Source organism: Bradyrhizobium sp. AC87j1, assembly GCF_002936975.1.
Taxonomy (GTDB): Bacteria; Pseudomonadota; Alphaproteobacteria; order Rhizobiales; family Xanthobacteraceae; genus Bradyrhizobium; species Bradyrhizobium shewense.
This window is the reverse complement of sequence record NZ_PTFE01000015.1, coordinates 68,491-83,600: the sequence shown is the minus strand read 5'-3', so window position 1 is coordinate 83,600 and position 15,110 is coordinate 68,491. Positions and strand designations below refer to the sequence as shown.

Sequence of the window (15,110 nt, the reverse complement as noted above, 5' to 3'; positions counted from 1 at the left end):
CTTCAGCAATCGCGGACAGACGTGGATGCCCGGGTCAAGCCCGGGCATGACGAGGAGAGAGCAGGGCACTCAACAGAAATGCGCGCCTTGCGTCTCCACATAGACCGCGTAGAGCGACTGGCTTGCGGTCATGAACAGGCGGTTGCGCTTCTTGCCGCCGAAGCAGACATTGGCGCAGGTCTCGGGCAGCAGGATCTGGCCGATCCGTGCGCCGTCGGTCGGCGCGAACACCTGCACGCCGTCATAGCCGGGACCGACCCAGCCGGCGCCGACCCAGATGTTGCCCTCGGTGTCGACGCGCAATCCGTCGGGGAAGCCCGACTTGCCGTCGAGCGTCATGTCGATCAGCTTCTTCGGGTTCGACAGTTTCGCGCCGTCGATGTCGTAGGACCACACCACGTTCTTGGCCTCAGGGTAATGCGTGATGCCGGTGTCGCAGACATAGAGCTTCTTGTAGTCGTGGCTGAAGGCGATGCCGTTCGGCTTGAACGGCTCGTCCGCGACCTTCGCAACCTGTCCGGTCTGGGTGTCCAGGCGATAGACGGCTTCCTTCTGGTGCGGCTGCAGCGAGCCGGTATTGGCGAGCTTGCCCTCGTAGATGCTGATCGCCCCGTAGCCGGGATCGGTGAACCAGATCGCCTTGTCGTTGGGATGCACCACCATGTCGTTCGGGCCGTTGAGCGGCTTGCCACCGGCCTGCTCGGCCAGCGCCGTCACCGAGCCGTCGTGCTCGTAGCGGACGAGGCGGGTGCGCTCGGCACTGAGCTGGCGGCCCTCGGTGTCGAACGAATTGCCGTTGGCCTCGTTTGACGGCTTGTGGAACTGCTCGGAGATATGGCCGTCATCGTCGAGATAACGCAGCTGCCGGTTGGCGGGGATGTCGCTCCAGACGAGATATTGTCCCTGCGAATTCCACGCCGGCCCTTCCGCCCACAGGCAGCCGGTGTAGAGCCGCTTGATCGCGGTGTTGCCGACCTTGGCCTTGAAGCGCTTGGGGTCGATGGCGATGATGTCGGGGTCGGGATAGCGCTGCGGCTCGGCATTGGCGCCGAAGTCGCGGGCGTCGGCTCGCGAGGCGAGGATGGTGGAGGCGGCGAGTGCCGCCGCGCCTTGGAGCAAGGTGCGGCGGCCGAGGCCGCCCGTTACAGAGGTATCGTCGGACTTGGTCAGTGTTCTTGTCATGGTTTCCTCCCAAAGTTGCGTTGGGAGGACACCATTCGCCTGCATTCGGGCGTAAACCGGAGCGATCTCTGACCAAGACAACCGGAGATCGCAGGGCAGGGATGCCGGAAATGCGGCTAGACGGGATCCCAGGTGAAGATGTCGGCGGAGCGGTCGAGCTTGTAGAACGAGCCCTTCAGCGCCGGCATGCCGTGTTCCGCGATCGACTGCGGTGTCCAGCCCTCGCTCCGCTGCACCGAGCGGATCGGACGGTTCTGGCTGAACAGGAAGATCTCGTTCATGCGCACGCCGAAGATCTGGCCGGTGACGTCCTTGGCGGCATCGGAGATCAGATAGCCGCAGAGCGGGGCGATCTTCTCCGGTCCCATCTGCTTGATCTTCTCGACCCGCGCCTTCTCGGCCTCAGTCTCGGTCGGGATGGTGCCGATCATGCGCGTCCAGGCGAACGGCGAGACGCAGTTGGAGCGGACGTTGAAGCGGCCCATGTCGAGCGCGATGGACTTGGACAGCCCGACGATGCCGAGCTTGGCGGCGGCGTAATTGGCCTGGCCGAAATTGCCAATCAGGCCCGAGGTCGAGGTGAAGTGCACGAAGGAGCCCGACTCCTGCTCGCGGAAGATCCGCGCGGCGGCGTGGCTGACATAGAACGAGCCCATCAGATGCACCTTGATGACGGCCTCGAACGCTTCCACGCTCATCTTGTGGAAGATCATGTCGCGCAGGATGCCGGCATTGTTGACAACACCGTCGAGCCGGCCGAAATGATCGGTCGCGGTCTTCACGATCTTGCTGGCGGGGATCGCTTCGGCCACCGACTCGAAATTGGCGACCGCGGTGCCGCCGCGCTTCTTGATCTCCTCGACCACCTCCTCGGCAGGCGCCGCGTTCGAACCGGCACCGTCCGAGGCTCCACCGGGATCGTTGACCACGACCTTGGCGCCTTCCGCCGCACAGAGCAGCGCGATCTCGCGCCCGATGCCGCGGCCTGCGCCGGTGACGATGATGACCTTGTCTTGCAGTGATTTCGTCATGTGGATGCCTCCTGTTGTGCCCGTCATTCCGGGATGGTGCGAAGCACCAGACCCGGGATCTCGAGATTCTCAGGTGCGCAATTGCGCACCATAGTTCGCGCTGCGCGCGCCCCGGAATGACGGTGCGCTACCTCTCGTTCGTAAACACGATCGTGCCACTCGCCGCGAACATGCCGCCGACGCCATGGCACACCGAAATCTTCGCGTTCGGGACCTGCGCCGGCGCGATGCCGCGCATCTGGCGCACGCTCTCCTGCAGCGCGTACATGCCGTACATCCCGGAGTGCATGTACGAGAGGCCGCCGCCATTGGTGTTGAGCGGCAGCTTCCCGCCGGGACGCGTATTGCCGTCGGCGATGAACTTGCCCGTCTCCTCATGCGGCATGAAGCCGAGATCGCCGAGACCGAACAGCGGCAGATGCGCGAACGCATCGTAGATCATGAGGTGATCGACGTCCTTGTGGGCGATGCCGGCCTCCTTGAACGCGAGGGGGCCTGCGGTCTTGAACGCGCGCGAGGAATTGAACGTCTCCATCTGGCTGACCATCGGCGTCTCCACGCTCTCGCCGGTGCCCATGATGTAGACGGGCTTCCTCGGAAAATCCTTGGCGCGATCGGCCGAGGTCAGGATCAGCGCGCCGCCGCCGTCGGTGACGAGGCAGCACTGCAGCAGGCGGAACGGATAGGCGATCATGCGGGAGTTGAGGACGTCGGCGACCGTGATCGGGTCCTTCATCATCGCGCGCGGATTCTTCGCGGCCCATTCCCGCTGCACCACCGCCACGGAGGCGAGCTGCTCGTGCGTGATGCCGTAGGTCTTCATGAAGCGCAGCACGGGGATCGGAAACATGCTGGGCGGACCGTAGACGCCGTAGGGCGCCTCGAACTGGCCCTGCAAGCTGTCGGCGGGGATCGAGCGCGGCGCCTTGCCGATCATCGACTTGCCGCTTTCGGCATGGGTGATCAGCACCGTCTTGCACAGCCCGGCCTCGATCGCCGCCGCGGCATGACGAACGTGCAGCATGAACGAGCAGCCGCCGACCGAGGTGCCATCCACCCAGGTCGGCTTGATGCCGAGATAGTGGCAGACCTGCTGCGGCGTCTCGACCGCGGTGGCAAAGCCGTCGATGTCGGAGAGCTTCAGTCCGGCATCGGCGATGGCATTGAGCGCGGCATCCGCGTGCAGCTGGAGCTGCGAGGCGTTCGGAATGACGCCAAGCTCAGTGGTCTCGGCCGCGCCGACGACGGCAACCTGGTTTTTGCGCATGGCTTATCCCTTCGCCGGACGAAACACGGGAAGGGTGATCTTGTCGTCGAGCGCCTGGAAGGCGACCTCGAGCTTCATGTCGAGCTCGAGCGCCTCGGGTGTTTGCGGACAGTCGATGATGTTGCTCATCATTCGCGGTCCCTCGGCGAGCTCGACCACGGCGATCGCGTAAGGCGGCGTGAAGCCGGGCGCGGCGGGACGGTGATTGATCACGTAGCTGTAGAGGAAGCCCTTGCCGCTCGCCTTGAAGATGCTGACCTTGCGCGAGGCGCAGGACGGGCAGAACGGGCGCGGCGGGAAGTAGACATGCGCGCAGGCGTCGCAGCGCTGCAGGCGCAATTCGCCCGCCTTCGTGCCGTCCCAGAAATGCTGGGTCTCCGGCGTCGGTTTCGGTCGCGCGCGCTGCGGTTCGGCCATGTCGGAACGCCCTCCCAGAAAGCAAATCTTGATAGGGCAGGCTTCACGCCCGCCCGTTTCGATCTTGATGCGACAATCGACCATGGTGCGTCAACGGTCCAGCAATACGCATGCATGCCATCATGCGCACAATGCTTGTGTCGAACTGAGGCAGCGCTATAGATTGCGCGCGACAATATTCCGTGAGACAGACATGCCCGAATTTCCGACGCTGGCGAAGCTCGCCGAAGACCTCGAAAGCGGCCGCACGACCGCCCGCAAGCTGGTCGAGGCCTGCATCGCCAGGATCGCCGATCCCGCCGGGGAGGGCCAGCGCACCTTCCTCCATGTCGACAAGGACGCCGCGCTCGCCGCGGCGGACGCGATGGACGGCTTGCGCGAGGCCAAGGCGGCGCCATCGCGCTATGCCGGCATCCCGATCTCGATCAAGGATCTGTTCGACATCAAGGGCCAGGTGACGCGCGCCGGCTCGCGCGCGCTCGACGATTCGCCGCCGGCCGAGCAGGATGCGGCGACGGTGGCGCGGCTGCGCAGGGCCGGCTTCGTCGTGATCGGGCGCACCAACATGACCGAGTTCGCCTATTCCGGCATCGGCATCAATCCGCATTACGGCACGCCGAAGGGCGGCTGGAACCGGGCCGTGGGCCATGTGCCCGGCGGCTCGTCCTCGGGCGCGGCGGTATCCGTGCTCGATGGCATGGCACACGGCGCGCTCGGCACCGACACCGGCGGCTCCTGCCGGATTCCGGCCGCCTTCAACGGCATCGTCGGCTACAAGCCGACGCAGCGGCGCGTGCCGCTCGATGGCTCCGTGCCCCTGTCGTTCTCGCTCGACAGCATCGGGCCGCTGGCACGATCAGTCAGTTGCTGTGCCATACTGGACGCCGTGCTCGCGAACGAGCCAATCGCCCCGCTGAAGCCGCGTCCGATCCAGGGCATGCGACTCGCGGTGCCGACCACGATCGCGCTCGACGACCTCGATGCTGAGGTAGCCGGGACGTTCGAGCGCGCCCTGAAGACGCTTTCCGATCATGGCGCCATCATCGAGCGCATCGAGATGGCGGAATTCCACGACATCGGTCCGATGAACGCCAAGGGCGGCTTTGCGGCTTCCGAGAGCTACGCCTGGCACCGCTATCTCATCACCTCCAAGGGCGATGTCTATGATCCCCGCGTCTCCGTACGGATCATGCGCGGCGAAGCGCAGAGCGCGGCCGATTACATCGATCTCCTCAACGAGCGCCGCTCGCTGATCGCCCGCGTCAACGTGCGCATTGCGCCCTATGATGCGCTGGTGCTGCCGACCACGCCCAACGCGCCGCCGAAGATCGCCGACCTTGCCGATGACAAGGCATTCACGCGCGAGAACATCCGCGCACTGCGCAACTGCACCCTGATCAACATGATCGACGGCTGCGCCATCTCGCTGCCCGCACATCGCCAGGGCGACGTTCCCGTCGGCCTGATGCTGGCGGGCGCGGGCGGCTCCGACCGTCGTATCTTTGAACTTGCTGCCGGCATGGAGGCCGTCATTCGTGTTTGACCTGACTTTCACCGTCGATGCCCAGGACACCACCACGCCGCTGACGCTCGCGATCGACCAGATGGTCATCGCCGGATGGACCGGCCGCGACCCCGTCGCGCGCGACAAGCACATAGCCGAGCTGCAGGAGATGGGCATCGCCCCGCCGGCCTCGACGCCGATTTACTACCGCGCCTCGGCGCGGCGGCTGACCCAGGAAGACAGCATCGAATGCACCGGCGGGGATTCCTCCGGCGAGGTCGAGTTCGTGCTGGTCGGCTGGCAGGGCCGCATCTTCGTCGGCTGCGGCTCCGACCACACCGACCGCAAGGTCGAGGCCTACAACGTCACCGTGTCCAAGCAGATGTGCGACAAGCCGATCGCCGCGACGCTGTGGGAACTCGAGGACGTCATCGGCCATTGGGACAGGATGATCCTGCGCTCCTACGCCACCATCAAGGGCGAGCGCGTGCTCTACCAGGAGGGCACGCTGGACGCGATGCTGCCGGTGAACGACCTGATCGCACGCGGCTTCGAAGGAGGAAAATTCCCCGACGGCTGCGTCATGTTCGGTGGCACGTTCGCAGCCAAGGGCGGCATCCGCCCCGCCGACCGGTTCGAGTTCGAGCTGGAAGACCCCGTGCTGAAGCGGACGATCAAGCATGGGTACGACGTGGCGACGCTGCCGGTGAGGGGCTGACTCGCTCCACACCCAGTGGGGGTGGAGGATAGTCGGTCCATAAGCGACGGGTCCGGTAGGGTGAGCAAAGCGACTTGTCCGCCATAGCTCGAAGAGCGACGGCGGAAGCGTGCCCACGTCTTGCGAAGACGTGGGCACGGCGCAAGAGCGCGCCTTTGCCCACCCTACGAGATCTCTCCGCCGTCATTGCGAGGTAGCCCTTGCGACGACGCAATCCAGACTGGTTCCGCGGCGGGATCCTGGATTGCTTCGCTTCGCTCGCAATGACGGGGAGACAGTCATCGGAAATCGGGTGGCGGGGTGAACGTCGGACTGCCAAGGTGATTGCTATGACAATGACCGCACGAAAATCAGACCAACGATCCGCTCCCGATCTCACGACCCATGTCGACGCCCTCGACTGGCCTCAGATCACGGCCGAACTCGACACCCAGGGCTGTGCCGTCCTGAAGGGCCTGTTGACGCCGGACCAGTGCCGCGCGATTGCCGCGCTCTACCCCGACGACGCGCACTTCCGCAGCCGCATCGTCATGGGCCGCCACGGCTTTGGCCGCGGCGAATACAAATATTTCTCCTATCCGCTGCCGGATCTGATCGCGCAGCTGCGCCCGGCGCTCTACGCGCATCTGCAAGGCGTCGCCAATCGCTGGAACGAGGCGATGGGGATCGACATCCGCTATCCCACCGCGCATGCCGCGTTCCTGAAGCGTTGCCACGAGGCGGGGCAGGCGCGGGCGACGCCGCTGCTGCTGCAATATGAGGCGGGCGATTACAACTGCCTGCATCAGGACCTCTATGGCGAGCACGTGTTCCCGCTGCAAGTCGCGATCCTGCTCTCCGAGCCGGGCCGCGATTTCATCGGCGGCGAATTCGTGCTGACCGAGCAACGGCCGCGCATGCAGTCGCGGGCCGAGGTGGTGCCGCTGGCGCAGGGTGACGCCGTCGCCTTCGCTGTGCATCACCGCCCGGTGCAGGGGACACGCGGCACTTACCGCGTTAATCTGCGCCATGGCGTCAGCCGCATCAGGTCCGGCCAGCGCCACACACTGGGTGTAATTTTTCACGATGCCAAATGAGCGGAGCGTTGACGGCTGATTTGTTCGATAGCGTTGCCGAAGCGCAGCCGTCGCGCGAAGAGATCGCGGACGGTGCCGTGTTGTTGCGCGGCTTCGTCAAGCCGATCGAAACCGAGCTGATCGCCGCCGTGCGCGCCATCGTGGCGCAATCGCCGTTCCGCCGGATGACCACGCCCGGCGGCCATTTGATGTCGGTGGCGATGACCAATTGCGGCGAGCGTGGCTGGATCACCGATCACACCGGCTATCGCTACGATCCGATCGACCCGCGCACCGGCGCGCCATGGCCGGCGATGCCGCCGGTGTTGCGTGATCTAGCTTTGCATGCAGCAGAGCAGGGCGGCTTTCAAAACTTCGCGCCCGATGCCTGCCTCGTCAATCGCTACGAGCCCGGCACGCGGCTGTCGCTGCATCAGGACAAGGACGAGCTGGATTATGCGGCGCCGATCGTCTCGGTCTCGCTCGGATTGCCCGCGACCTTCCTGTTCGGTGGCCTGGCGCGCGCCGACAAGCCGCGCCGCTTCCGCCTGGTGCATGGCGACGTCGTGGTCTGGGGTGGGGCCAGCAGGCTCGCCTATCACGGCGTCGCGCCGCTCGCGGAAGGTGAGCACGCGCTGCTGGGCCGGAAGCGGATCAATCTGACGTTTCGCAGGACGGGATAGAGGCCCGTCATTCCGGGGCGCGCACTAGCGCGAACCCGGAATCTCGAGGTTCCGGGTTCGGCTCTGCGAGCCGCCCCGGAACGACATCACGGCTTCGGCGGATGGATGAACGCCCACGGGCTGACTTCCGAATCGCGCGTCACTTCCACCGAAATCAGATACGGCCCGCCGTGTGCGAGCGCCTTCTCCAGCACGGCCTTGAACTGATCGGGCGCTGTGACACGCGTAGCCGCGACGCCAAATGATTCCGCGAGCTTGACGAAATCGGGATTGACGAGGTCGGACGCCACCACGCGGCCGTCGAAACGTTCGCGCTGGTCGCGGCGGACATTGCCATAGGCGTTGTTGTTGAACACCAGCGTCACCACGCCGATGTTGAACTGCACGGCGGTGGACAGCTCCTGCACGCCGAACATGAAGCCGCCGTCGCCGGTGATCGCCACCACTGGCTTATCCGGGTTCGCCACCTTGGCACCTAGCGCGGTCGGGAAGCCCGAGCCGAGCGTGCCCTGATAGCCCGAGGTGATGAAGGTGCGCGGCTGATAGATCGGAAGGCCGTACCAGGAGGCGAAGCCGACTTGCGACAATTCGTCGGTGACGATCGCGTTCGCCGGCAGCACCTCGCGCAGGATGTTGAGATACGCCATCTGCGGCTGGATGCGCTGGATCTCGGCTTGCGCGGTCGCGGTCGCTTCGCGGATGTCCTCCCGCCGGCCGCGGGTCCGCGCAAAGCCGACTTTCTTCACGGCCGCGACGAGATCGGCCGTTCCGGCCTTGGCGTCAGCGACGATGGCAGCATCGGCGAGGACCCGGCGCATCTCGGTCGGGTCGATGTCGATCCGAACGGATTTCAGCCCCTTCGGTTGATAGGGCCAGCGGAAGCCCGATGTCGGCAGCTCCGCGCGGGTGCCGATTGCGATCATCAAGTCGGTCGTCGGCCACAGCTTGTAGGCTGCGGCCATGGTGAGGCCCAACTCATGCGCATTGGAGACGATGCCGCGGCCGCTGCGGAAGGCGACCACGGGCGCATCGATCATCTCGGCGAGTTCGAGGATCTCGTCGCCGGCCTCGATCGCGCCGCTGCCGACGAAGATCATCGGCGCCTTGCTCGCCTTGATCAGCGCCGCCGCCTGCTTCACGAGATCCGGATCGGGCTGCGGCGCGGGCAGCGGCTCCAGCACCCGGGCAGCGGCGGTGTCCGCGCGCTGGGTGAAGACGTCCCAAGGCATCTCGACCGAGGCGGGGCCGCGCCGCCCCGACATCATCTCCTGGAAGGCGCGCGCGACGACCGTCGGCGCATTGCCGGGGTATTCGATCCGGTCCGCCCATTTCACATAGGTGCGCAAGGTCGCGAGCTGGTCCGGCATCTCGTGCAGATGGCCGCGGCCCTTGCCCAGAAACTGCGTCGGCACCTGGCCGGTGACGCACAGCACCGGCTCGTTGCAGCCCAACGCGGTGAGCAGCGCCGCACTGGCATTGAGCACGCCGGGGCCGGGCACCACGCTGAACACGCCGGGCTTGCCGCTGGATCGCGCATAGCCGAACGCCATGTAGCCGCAGGCCTGTTCGTGCCGCGCGCCGATCACCTTGAGCTGGGCCTGATGGAAGGCGTCGAACAGGCCGTAAACCTGCGCACCAGGCAGGCCGAACACGGTGTCGACGCCGTGGGCGACCAGGCCGCTTACGATCGCTTCGCCGCCGGTGAGGGTGGTCATTGCATCATTCCAATCTTGTTCAGGCTTCGTCGACGACGCCATTTCGCAAGCTGCCGATGCCTTCGGCCGCGACCTCGATGACATCGCCGGGCTTCAGGTACCGCGGGGGATCGAACCGGGCACCGGCGCCGGTCGGCGTGCCCGTGACGATGATATCGCCGGGGACGAGCGTTGCGAAGGTGGAGATATAGTTGATGAGATAGCGGAAGGAGAACATCAGCCGGCTGGTGCGATCGTCCTGCCTGAGCTCGCCGTTGACATGCGTGGTGAGCCTGACATCGGCGATCTGCGATTCCTGCACGTAGGGCACGAGCCATGGGCCGAGGCTGCCGCTGGAATCAAAGTTCTTGCCCTGCGTGACGTTGAACTTGGCGTGGCGCAGCCAGTCGCGCACCGAGCCTTCGTTGCACAGCGTCAGCGCGGCGATATGATCGAGCGCTGCGCTTTCCGGAATATGCCGGCCTTGCTTGCCGATCACCAGCACGATCTCGCCCTCATAATCGAGCTGCGCGGACGCCCGCGGGCGCACCAGCGGCGCGTCATGGCCGACGAAGGAGCGGGGCGAGCGCATGAACATGCTCGGATATTTCGGCGCGTCCTGACCGTCCTTATACTCGGCGTTGCGGTCGGGATAGTTGACGCCGATGCAGATGATCTTTTCCGGCGCGGGCACTGGCGGCAGCCAGGTGATGTCGGCGAGCGCGTGATCCGGCGTGCGGCCGGCGGCTTCCTCGGCAAAGCTCGCGAGCTTTCCGGCCGCGATCACCTCGCGCAGCGTCGGATAGTGTTTTGCGTAGCGCGCGGAGAGGTCGACGATGCCGCCCTGCAGGACAGCACCGTAGCTGACATCACCCTTGACGGAATAGGTGGCGAGGCGAGGAAGTTTCATCAGTCGGCCACCAGCACGTCCGCGACAAATTTCGGCTCGCGCACGGCTTGCCCGCTAAACAGCGAGCCCTGCTCGAACCAGGAGCGCGGCGCGGGTGCGCCCCACAGCGTCTGGCGGCGCGGATCGCGCAGCGACCAGCGCAGCGGCTCGTGGTCGTGATCCCCCGTGAAATAGTCGCTGGTATAGAGCTCGAGCCGGTGTCCGTCGGGATCGCGCACATAGAGGAAGAATGCATTCGAGATGCCGTGGCGTCCGGGGCCGCGCTCGATGTTCTTGACGAAGCCTTGGGACGCCATGACGTCGCAGAGATGGATGATGTTCATCGCCGTCGGCGTCCAGTAGGCGAAATGGTGCAGGCGAGGGCCCTTGCCGTTGGTGATCGCGAAGTCGTGGACATTGCCCTTGCGATGCATCCAGGCTGCGGCGATGCGGCCGTTCGGTCCATCCTCCTCGGCGTATTCGGTGAGACGGAAGCCGAGCCGGGCGTAGAACTCGACGGTGTCCTGCACCTCGGCGGCGAAGACGTTGAAATGATCGAGCCGCTGTGGATGGCAGCCCCGGTAGAGATCGTAGCGGCGGAGCAGATGCGGCCGGCGGTCCATCGACGCATAGAGCTCGATCTGGAAGCCGAAGGGATCTGTGAACTGCAGGGTCCGGCCTTGGAACGGCTGGTCGACGAAAGCGTAGGCGAGGCCGTTCTCGGACAGGAACGCGGCGGCCTTGTCGAGATCCCCGTCGTTGCCGAGCTTGAAACCGAGCCGCGCGCACGCCGGCGCTGCTGCTTTCCGCAGCACCAGGGAGTGATGCTGATGCTCTTCGGCGGCGCGCAAGTACACGACCTTGTCGTCGGCGTCCTCGACATGCAGACCGACAATGGTCTCATAGAACTCGCGGCTCAGCTTCAGGTCGGTCACGTCAAGCACGACGTGGCTGGAGCGGATGATGTTGAACGGCGGCTCGAAGATGTGTTGCGGTACGGGCATTTGCGTTTCCCCTCGGCTCGGTCGTCATTCCGGGCGGCTCGAAGAGCCGAACTATGGTGCGCAATTGCGCACCTGAGAATCTCGAGGTTCCGGATTCGCTTCGCGCTCCGGAACGACGAAGCGTTAAATTCCCAGTTTCTGAATCTTGTGCGTGCCCCGCGCCAGCGAGACGTGCTTGGTTTCCATGTAGAAATCGAACGAGTAATCGCCGCCGTCGCGGCCGATGCCGGAGGCTTTCATGCCGCCGAACGGCGTCGGCAGATGGCGGACATTCTCCGAGTTCAGCCAGATCATGCCGGCCTCCAGCGCATCGGCGACACGCAGTGCGCGGCCGACATCGTTGGTCCAGACATAGCCGGTCAGGCCATAGCGGATGTCGTTGGCGATCTCGATGGCTTCAGCTTCGTCCTTGAAGGGCAGCACGGTGAGGAACGGGCCGAACACCTCCTCCTGCGCCACGCGCATCTTTCCATGCGCGCCGGTGACCAAGGTGGGCTCGACATAATGCCCGCCGCCCGGGCCGTCATGGGCCTTGCCGCCGACGGCGATCACAGCGCCGTCCTGCCGCGCGACGTCGAAATAGGAGCAGACTTTTGCCAGATGCCGCTCATGGATCAGCGGCCCGATCTCGGTGGCGGGATCGAGCGGATGGCCGACCTTAAGCGCCTTCACGCGCGCGGTGAGCTTCTCCGTGAACTTGTCCGCAATGCCGGCCTGAACCAGGAGGCGGCTCGATGACGTGCAGCGTTCGCCGTTGAGCGAGTAGATCATGAGCACGACGGCATCGAGCGCGCGGTCGAGATCGGCGTCGTCGAACACGATCACGGGGTTCTTGCCGCCGAGCTCGAAATGCACGCGCTTCAGCGTCGGCGCACCCTGCACCATGATCGCCGAGCCCGTCGCGCTCTCGCCGACGAAGCCGATCGCCTTGATCGCGGGATGCTCGGTCAGCGCCTTGCCGGCCTCTTCACCAAAGCCGTGGACGGTGTTGAGCACGCCGTCGGGAACGCCGGCCTGCTTGACGAGCTTGCTGAGCATGTCCGCGGTGACCGGCGACCATTCGGCCGGCTTGTGCACGACCGTGCAGCCGGCAGCGAGGGCAGGGGCGATCTTCCAGGTCGAGAGCATGAACGGCGTATTCCACGGCGTGATCACACCGACCGGGCCGATCGGCACGCGCGTCGAGATATTCCAGTGCTCGTCGCTCGGCGTATTGAGGCCGTCGCGCGCCTCCGCGCATTTGTCGGCGAAGAAGCGGAAGTTCTCGGCGGCGCGGATCGCGGCCTTCGCCATGAAGCGATAGGCCTGGCCGGTGTCGATGCATTCGAGCACCGCGATGTCGTCGGCATTGTCCTCGATAGCGTCGGCGACGCGATGCAGCAGCTTCTTCCGCATCGCCGGGCCCATGTCGCGCCAGGACTTGAAGGCAAGCGAAGCGGCCGTTGCGGCGCGGTCGATGTCCTCGGCTGTGCCGCGCGCGACGCTTGCGAGCGTTGTGCCGTCGACCGGTGACTTCGTCTCGAACGTCTCGCCGGAGATCGAGGCAACGGTCTTGCCGTCGATCATGTGACCGATGCCGTCGGCTCGCAGCTTGTTCAGCAGCGGTGCGACGCGGTCGCGGTTGGCCTGGAATACATCGGCTTTCGGGCTGGGCTTATCCATGGGCGGCTTCCGCTTTCAGGGCGTCGTGGATGTTGTTGCGCTTCCAGCTGGTGTCCTTGTCGTTGATCTGCATGTCGAACGACAAAGCGAACTTGCTGGCAGCGAAGACGGGATCGAGATGTCGGGAGAGTGCCTGGAAGACGTGCTCGCCGGCCTGCTGCCGCGTCTTGAGATCGCGGCCCTCGCCGATGCGCAGGACCATGTCGAGGAAGCCGTAGTCCTGCCTGTTATCGGCGATCGCATAGTGCTCGCACCTGATGGCGCGGACGCGGATGCCGCCGAGCGGGAAGATGCCGGTCTCGACCGCCGCCTTGCGCACGATCTCGCACACCGCCGCGATATCGAGGCGGCCATCGAGATTGGCCGAATATTCAATCGTGAAATGCGGCATCGCGGTTTCACTCCCTCTATTCTTATGCGCCTAAGCGAAGTAGCAGCTGACCGAGCCGTAGGCGCCATAATCGGCTTGAATTGTGTCGCCCTTGCGGGTCTCGATCGGACGGATGAAGGAGCCCGCAAGCACGACCTGTCCAGGCTCCAGCGCAAGGCCGAGCGGCGCGATCTTGTTGGCGAGCCAGGCGACGGCGGTCGCCGGATGATTGAGCACGCCGGCGGCAAGGCCGGTCTCTTCGAGCTGGCCGTTCCGAAAGCACAGCGCGCCGATCCAGCGCAAGTCTGCGTCGAGCGGGCGGATCGGCCGTCCGCCGAGCACGATGCCGGCATTCGCCGCATTGTCGGCGACGGTGTCGAAAATCTTTCGCGTCGCTTTGGTCTGGGGATCGACGCGCTCGATCCGCGTGTCCAGGATTTCCAGTGCCGGCACGACGAAGTCGGTGGCGTTGAGCACGTCGAACAGCGTGCAGTCGGGCCCCGCGAGCCGCTTGCTCATGACGAAGGCGAGCTCGGCCTCGACGCGTGTCGCGATGAAGCGCTCGGTCGGAATGATCCCGCCATCGGCGAAGAACATGTCGTCGAGCAGCACGCCGGAATCGGGCTCGTCGATATTGAGCGCGCTCTGCATCGCCTTCGAGGTCAGGCCGATCTTGTGGCCCTTGACGATGCGCCCCTCGGCGATCTTGACGTCGACCCAGGCCTTCTGAATCGCGTAGGCATCGGTAATGGTGATGCCGGGGAAATCCTGCGACAGCTGCCGGATCTGCACGCGGGTCTTCTCCGCCTCGTGCAGACGCCTCGCGCAAGCTTGGATATCGTCGTTGGAAAGCGCCATTTGTGATCTTACAAATTGGGGTGCCGGGAGATACTTAACATGTTAAGTTAATGCGTCAAACACAATTTCGGCTTGCTGCACTGCAAACGTTTTGCGGTTTGAAAGGGCATCATGGTGAAGAGACCGGCTGATCCAGCCAACGGAAACGCGCTTGCCGCCCGGCAGGTGCCGATGCGCGATTTCTCCCGCTCGCTGCCAATGTCGCTGCTGCGGGCCCGCGAAGCGGTGATGCGGCAGTTTCGTCCCTCGCTGCGCGAGCACGGCTTGACCGAGCAGCAATGGCGCATCCTGCGTGCACTGGCGGCGATCGAGGCGGTCGAGGTGACGGAACTCGCGCGCACGGCGTTCCTGCTCGGCCCGAGCCTGTCGCGCATCCTGCGCGATCTCGAGGCGCGCAATCTGATCGAGCGCAAGACGGCAAAGGCGGACCAGCGCCGCAGCATGGTCTCGATCTCGAAAGAGGGCGTGAAGCTGATGGCCTTGGTGGCGCCGACGTCGGAAGCGATTTATGCCGAGATCACGCGACGCTTCGGCGCACGCAAGCTCGCCGAATTGCAGGAGATGCTCGGCGCGCTCGAGCAGAGTCTTGCAGAGCTTGGCGCAAGCGAGGAGGCAAGTGCGGAGGAGTGAGCGCGTGATGGCCGGAACCGGGGGCGTCGGGCGATGGTTTGACGTCGATTCGAAGGTGGTTGACGCTGGCCGTGTCGATGCCGGGGAGGTTAAACTGCCCATGCACACCGCCAGGCCGATGCGGGGATCGGGAGGTGCCGATTCCG

At 65.1% G+C, this 15,110-nt stretch carries 15 protein-coding genes; 5 read left to right on the top strand and 10 right to left on the bottom strand.

Annotation, left to right across the window (positions count from 1 at the left end; all coding sequences use genetic code 11):
* Nucleotides 1-69: 69 nt before the first annotated feature.
* From CV770_RS11115 to CV770_RS11100, 4 genes are all read right to left on the bottom strand, one after another.
* Complete coding sequence (locus CV770_RS11115; RefSeq protein ID WP_104462357.1) at nt 70-1,182, bottom strand: SMP-30/gluconolactonase/LRE family protein; 1,113 nt, start codon at nt 1,180-1,182, stop codon at nt 70-72.
* Between the two features lie 116 nt (nt 1,183-1,298).
* A complete protein-coding gene (locus CV770_RS11110) occupies nt 1,299-2,213 on the bottom strand; it encodes an SDR family oxidoreductase (protein WP_104462356.1) in 915 nt (304 codons plus the stop codon).
* Between the two features lie 127 nt (nt 2,214-2,340).
* Nucleotides 2,341-3,480: a thiolase C-terminal domain-containing protein gene (locus CV770_RS11105; RefSeq protein ID WP_104462355.1), complete on the bottom strand. Its 1,140-nt coding sequence runs from the start codon at nt 3,478-3,480 to the stop codon at nt 2,341-2,343.
* Nucleotides 3,481-3,483: 3 nt separating this feature from the next.
* Nucleotides 3,484-3,897, bottom strand: a complete 414-nt coding sequence (locus CV770_RS11100) for a Zn-ribbon domain-containing OB-fold protein (RefSeq protein ID WP_038957112.1) — start codon at nt 3,895-3,897, stop codon at nt 3,484-3,486.
* Nucleotides 3,898-4,090: 193 nt separating this feature from the next.
* Between CV770_RS11100 and CV770_RS11095 the strand changes: the two genes are divergently transcribed.
* The 4 genes from CV770_RS11095 to alkB all read left to right on the top strand — a co-directional run bounded on the left by CV770_RS11095 (nt 4,091) and on the right by alkB (nt 7,857).
* Nucleotides 4,091-5,440 carry an amidase gene (locus tag CV770_RS11095; RefSeq protein ID WP_104462354.1) on the top strand — a complete coding sequence of 450 codons (1,350 nt, stop codon included), beginning with the start codon at nt 4,091-4,093 and terminating at the stop codon, nt 5,438-5,440.
* Nucleotides 5,433-6,119 (top strand): DUF2848 domain-containing protein, encoded by a 687-nt coding sequence (locus CV770_RS11090; RefSeq protein WP_104462353.1) that lies wholly within the window; start codon nt 5,433-5,435, stop codon nt 6,117-6,119. Before CV770_RS11095 ends, CV770_RS11090 begins: the two co-directional genes overlap by 8 nt.
* 329 nt (nt 6,120-6,448) lie before the next feature.
* Nucleotides 6,449-7,195, top strand: coding sequence for a 2OG-Fe(II) oxygenase (locus CV770_RS11085; protein WP_104462372.1), 747 nt, complete (start codon nt 6,449-6,451; stop codon nt 7,193-7,195).
* Nucleotides 7,196-7,203: 8 nt separating this feature from the next.
* The gene (gene alkB / locus CV770_RS11080) at nt 7,204-7,857 is read left to right on the top strand and encodes a DNA oxidative demethylase AlkB (RefSeq protein WP_091953938.1); all 654 of its coding nucleotides are present in this window, start codon (nt 7,204-7,206) and stop codon (nt 7,855-7,857) included.
* Nucleotides 7,858-7,943: 86 nt separating this feature from the next.
* On the opposite strand, the gene CV770_RS11075 is transcribed toward alkB, so the two are convergent.
* The 6 genes from CV770_RS11075 to hpaH form a co-directional block, all read right to left on the bottom strand.
* The gene (locus tag CV770_RS11075) at nt 7,944-9,572 is read right to left on the bottom strand and encodes a thiamine pyrophosphate-dependent enzyme (protein WP_104462352.1); all 1,629 of its coding nucleotides are present in this window, start codon (nt 9,570-9,572) and stop codon (nt 7,944-7,946) included.
* Between the two features lie 19 nt (nt 9,573-9,591).
* Nucleotides 9,592-10,461 (bottom strand): fumarylacetoacetate hydrolase family protein, encoded by an 870-nt coding sequence (locus CV770_RS11070; RefSeq protein WP_104462351.1) that lies wholly within the window; start codon nt 10,459-10,461, stop codon nt 9,592-9,594.
* A complete protein-coding gene (gene hpaD, locus CV770_RS11065) occupies nt 10,461-11,444 on the bottom strand; it encodes a 3,4-dihydroxyphenylacetate 2,3-dioxygenase (RefSeq protein ID WP_104462350.1) in 984 nt (327 codons plus the stop codon). The genes CV770_RS11070 and hpaD overlap by 1 nt, the downstream gene beginning before the upstream one ends.
* 123 nt (nt 11,445-11,567) lie before the next feature.
* On the bottom strand, nt 11,568-13,106 hold the full coding sequence (gene hpaE, locus CV770_RS11060; protein ID WP_104462349.1) for a 5-carboxymethyl-2-hydroxymuconate semialdehyde dehydrogenase: 1,539 nt from the start codon (nt 13,104-13,106) through the stop codon (nt 11,568-11,570).
* Nucleotides 13,099-13,497, bottom strand: a complete 399-nt coding sequence (locus tag CV770_RS11055; RefSeq protein WP_104462348.1) for a 5-carboxymethyl-2-hydroxymuconate Delta-isomerase — start codon at nt 13,495-13,497, stop codon at nt 13,099-13,101. The genes hpaE and CV770_RS11055 overlap by 8 nt, the downstream gene beginning before the upstream one ends.
* Before the next feature lie 30 nt (nt 13,498-13,527).
* Nucleotides 13,528-14,334, bottom strand: a complete 807-nt coding sequence (gene hpaH, locus CV770_RS11050) for a 2-oxo-hept-4-ene-1,7-dioate hydratase (RefSeq protein WP_104462347.1) — start codon at nt 14,332-14,334, stop codon at nt 13,528-13,530.
* Between the two features lie 111 nt (nt 14,335-14,445).
* On the opposite strand from hpaH, the gene hpaR reads away from it, so the two are divergent.
* Nucleotides 14,446-14,964 carry a homoprotocatechuate degradation operon regulator HpaR gene (hpaR, locus tag CV770_RS11045; RefSeq protein WP_104462346.1) on the top strand — a complete coding sequence of 173 codons (519 nt, stop codon included), beginning with the start codon at nt 14,446-14,448 and terminating at the stop codon, nt 14,962-14,964.
* Nucleotides 14,965-15,110 lie beyond the last annotated feature (146 nt).

Bases quoted from the DNA above. Each gene is read 5' to 3' on its own strand.
- CV770_RS11075 (WP_104462352.1), bottom strand. From the start codon at position 9,572: ATGACCACCCTCACCGGCGGCGAAGCGATCGTAAGCGGCCTGGTCGCC.
- CV770_RS11070 (WP_104462351.1), bottom strand. From the start codon at position 10,461: ATGAAACTTCCTCGCCTCGCCACCTATTCCGTCAAGGGTGATGTCAGC.
- CV770_RS11100 (WP_038957112.1), bottom strand. From the start codon at position 3,897: ATGGCCGAACCGCAGCGCGCGCGACCGAAACCGACGCCGGAGACCCAG.
- hpaH (WP_104462347.1), bottom strand. From the start codon at position 14,334: ATGGCGCTTTCCAACGACGATATCCAAGCTTGCGCGAGGCGTCTGCAC.
- hpaE (WP_104462349.1), bottom strand. From the start codon at position 13,106: ATGGATAAGCCCAGCCCGAAAGCCGATGTATTCCAGGCCAACCGCGAC.
- CV770_RS11115 (WP_104462357.1), bottom strand. From the start codon at position 1,182: ATGACAAGAACACTGACCAAGTCCGACGATACCTCTGTAACGGGCGGC.
- hpaR (WP_104462346.1), top strand. From the start codon at position 14,446: ATGGTGAAGAGACCGGCTGATCCAGCCAACGGAAACGCGCTTGCCGCC.
- CV770_RS11105 (WP_104462355.1), bottom strand. From the start codon at position 3,480: ATGCGCAAAAACCAGGTTGCCGTCGTCGGCGCGGCCGAGACCACTGAG.
- hpaD (WP_104462350.1), bottom strand. From the start codon at position 11,444: ATGCCCGTACCGCAACACATCTTCGAGCCGCCGTTCAACATCATCCGC.
- CV770_RS11055 (WP_104462348.1), bottom strand. From the start codon at position 13,497: ATGCCGCATTTCACGATTGAATATTCGGCCAATCTCGATGGCCGCCTC.
- CV770_RS11110 (WP_104462356.1), bottom strand. From the start codon at position 2,213: ATGACGAAATCACTGCAAGACAAGGTCATCATCGTCACCGGCGCAGGC.
- CV770_RS11085 (WP_104462372.1), top strand. From the start codon at position 6,449: ATGACAATGACCGCACGAAAATCAGACCAACGATCCGCTCCCGATCTC.
- CV770_RS11095 (WP_104462354.1), top strand. From the start codon at position 4,091: ATGCCCGAATTTCCGACGCTGGCGAAGCTCGCCGAAGACCTCGAAAGC.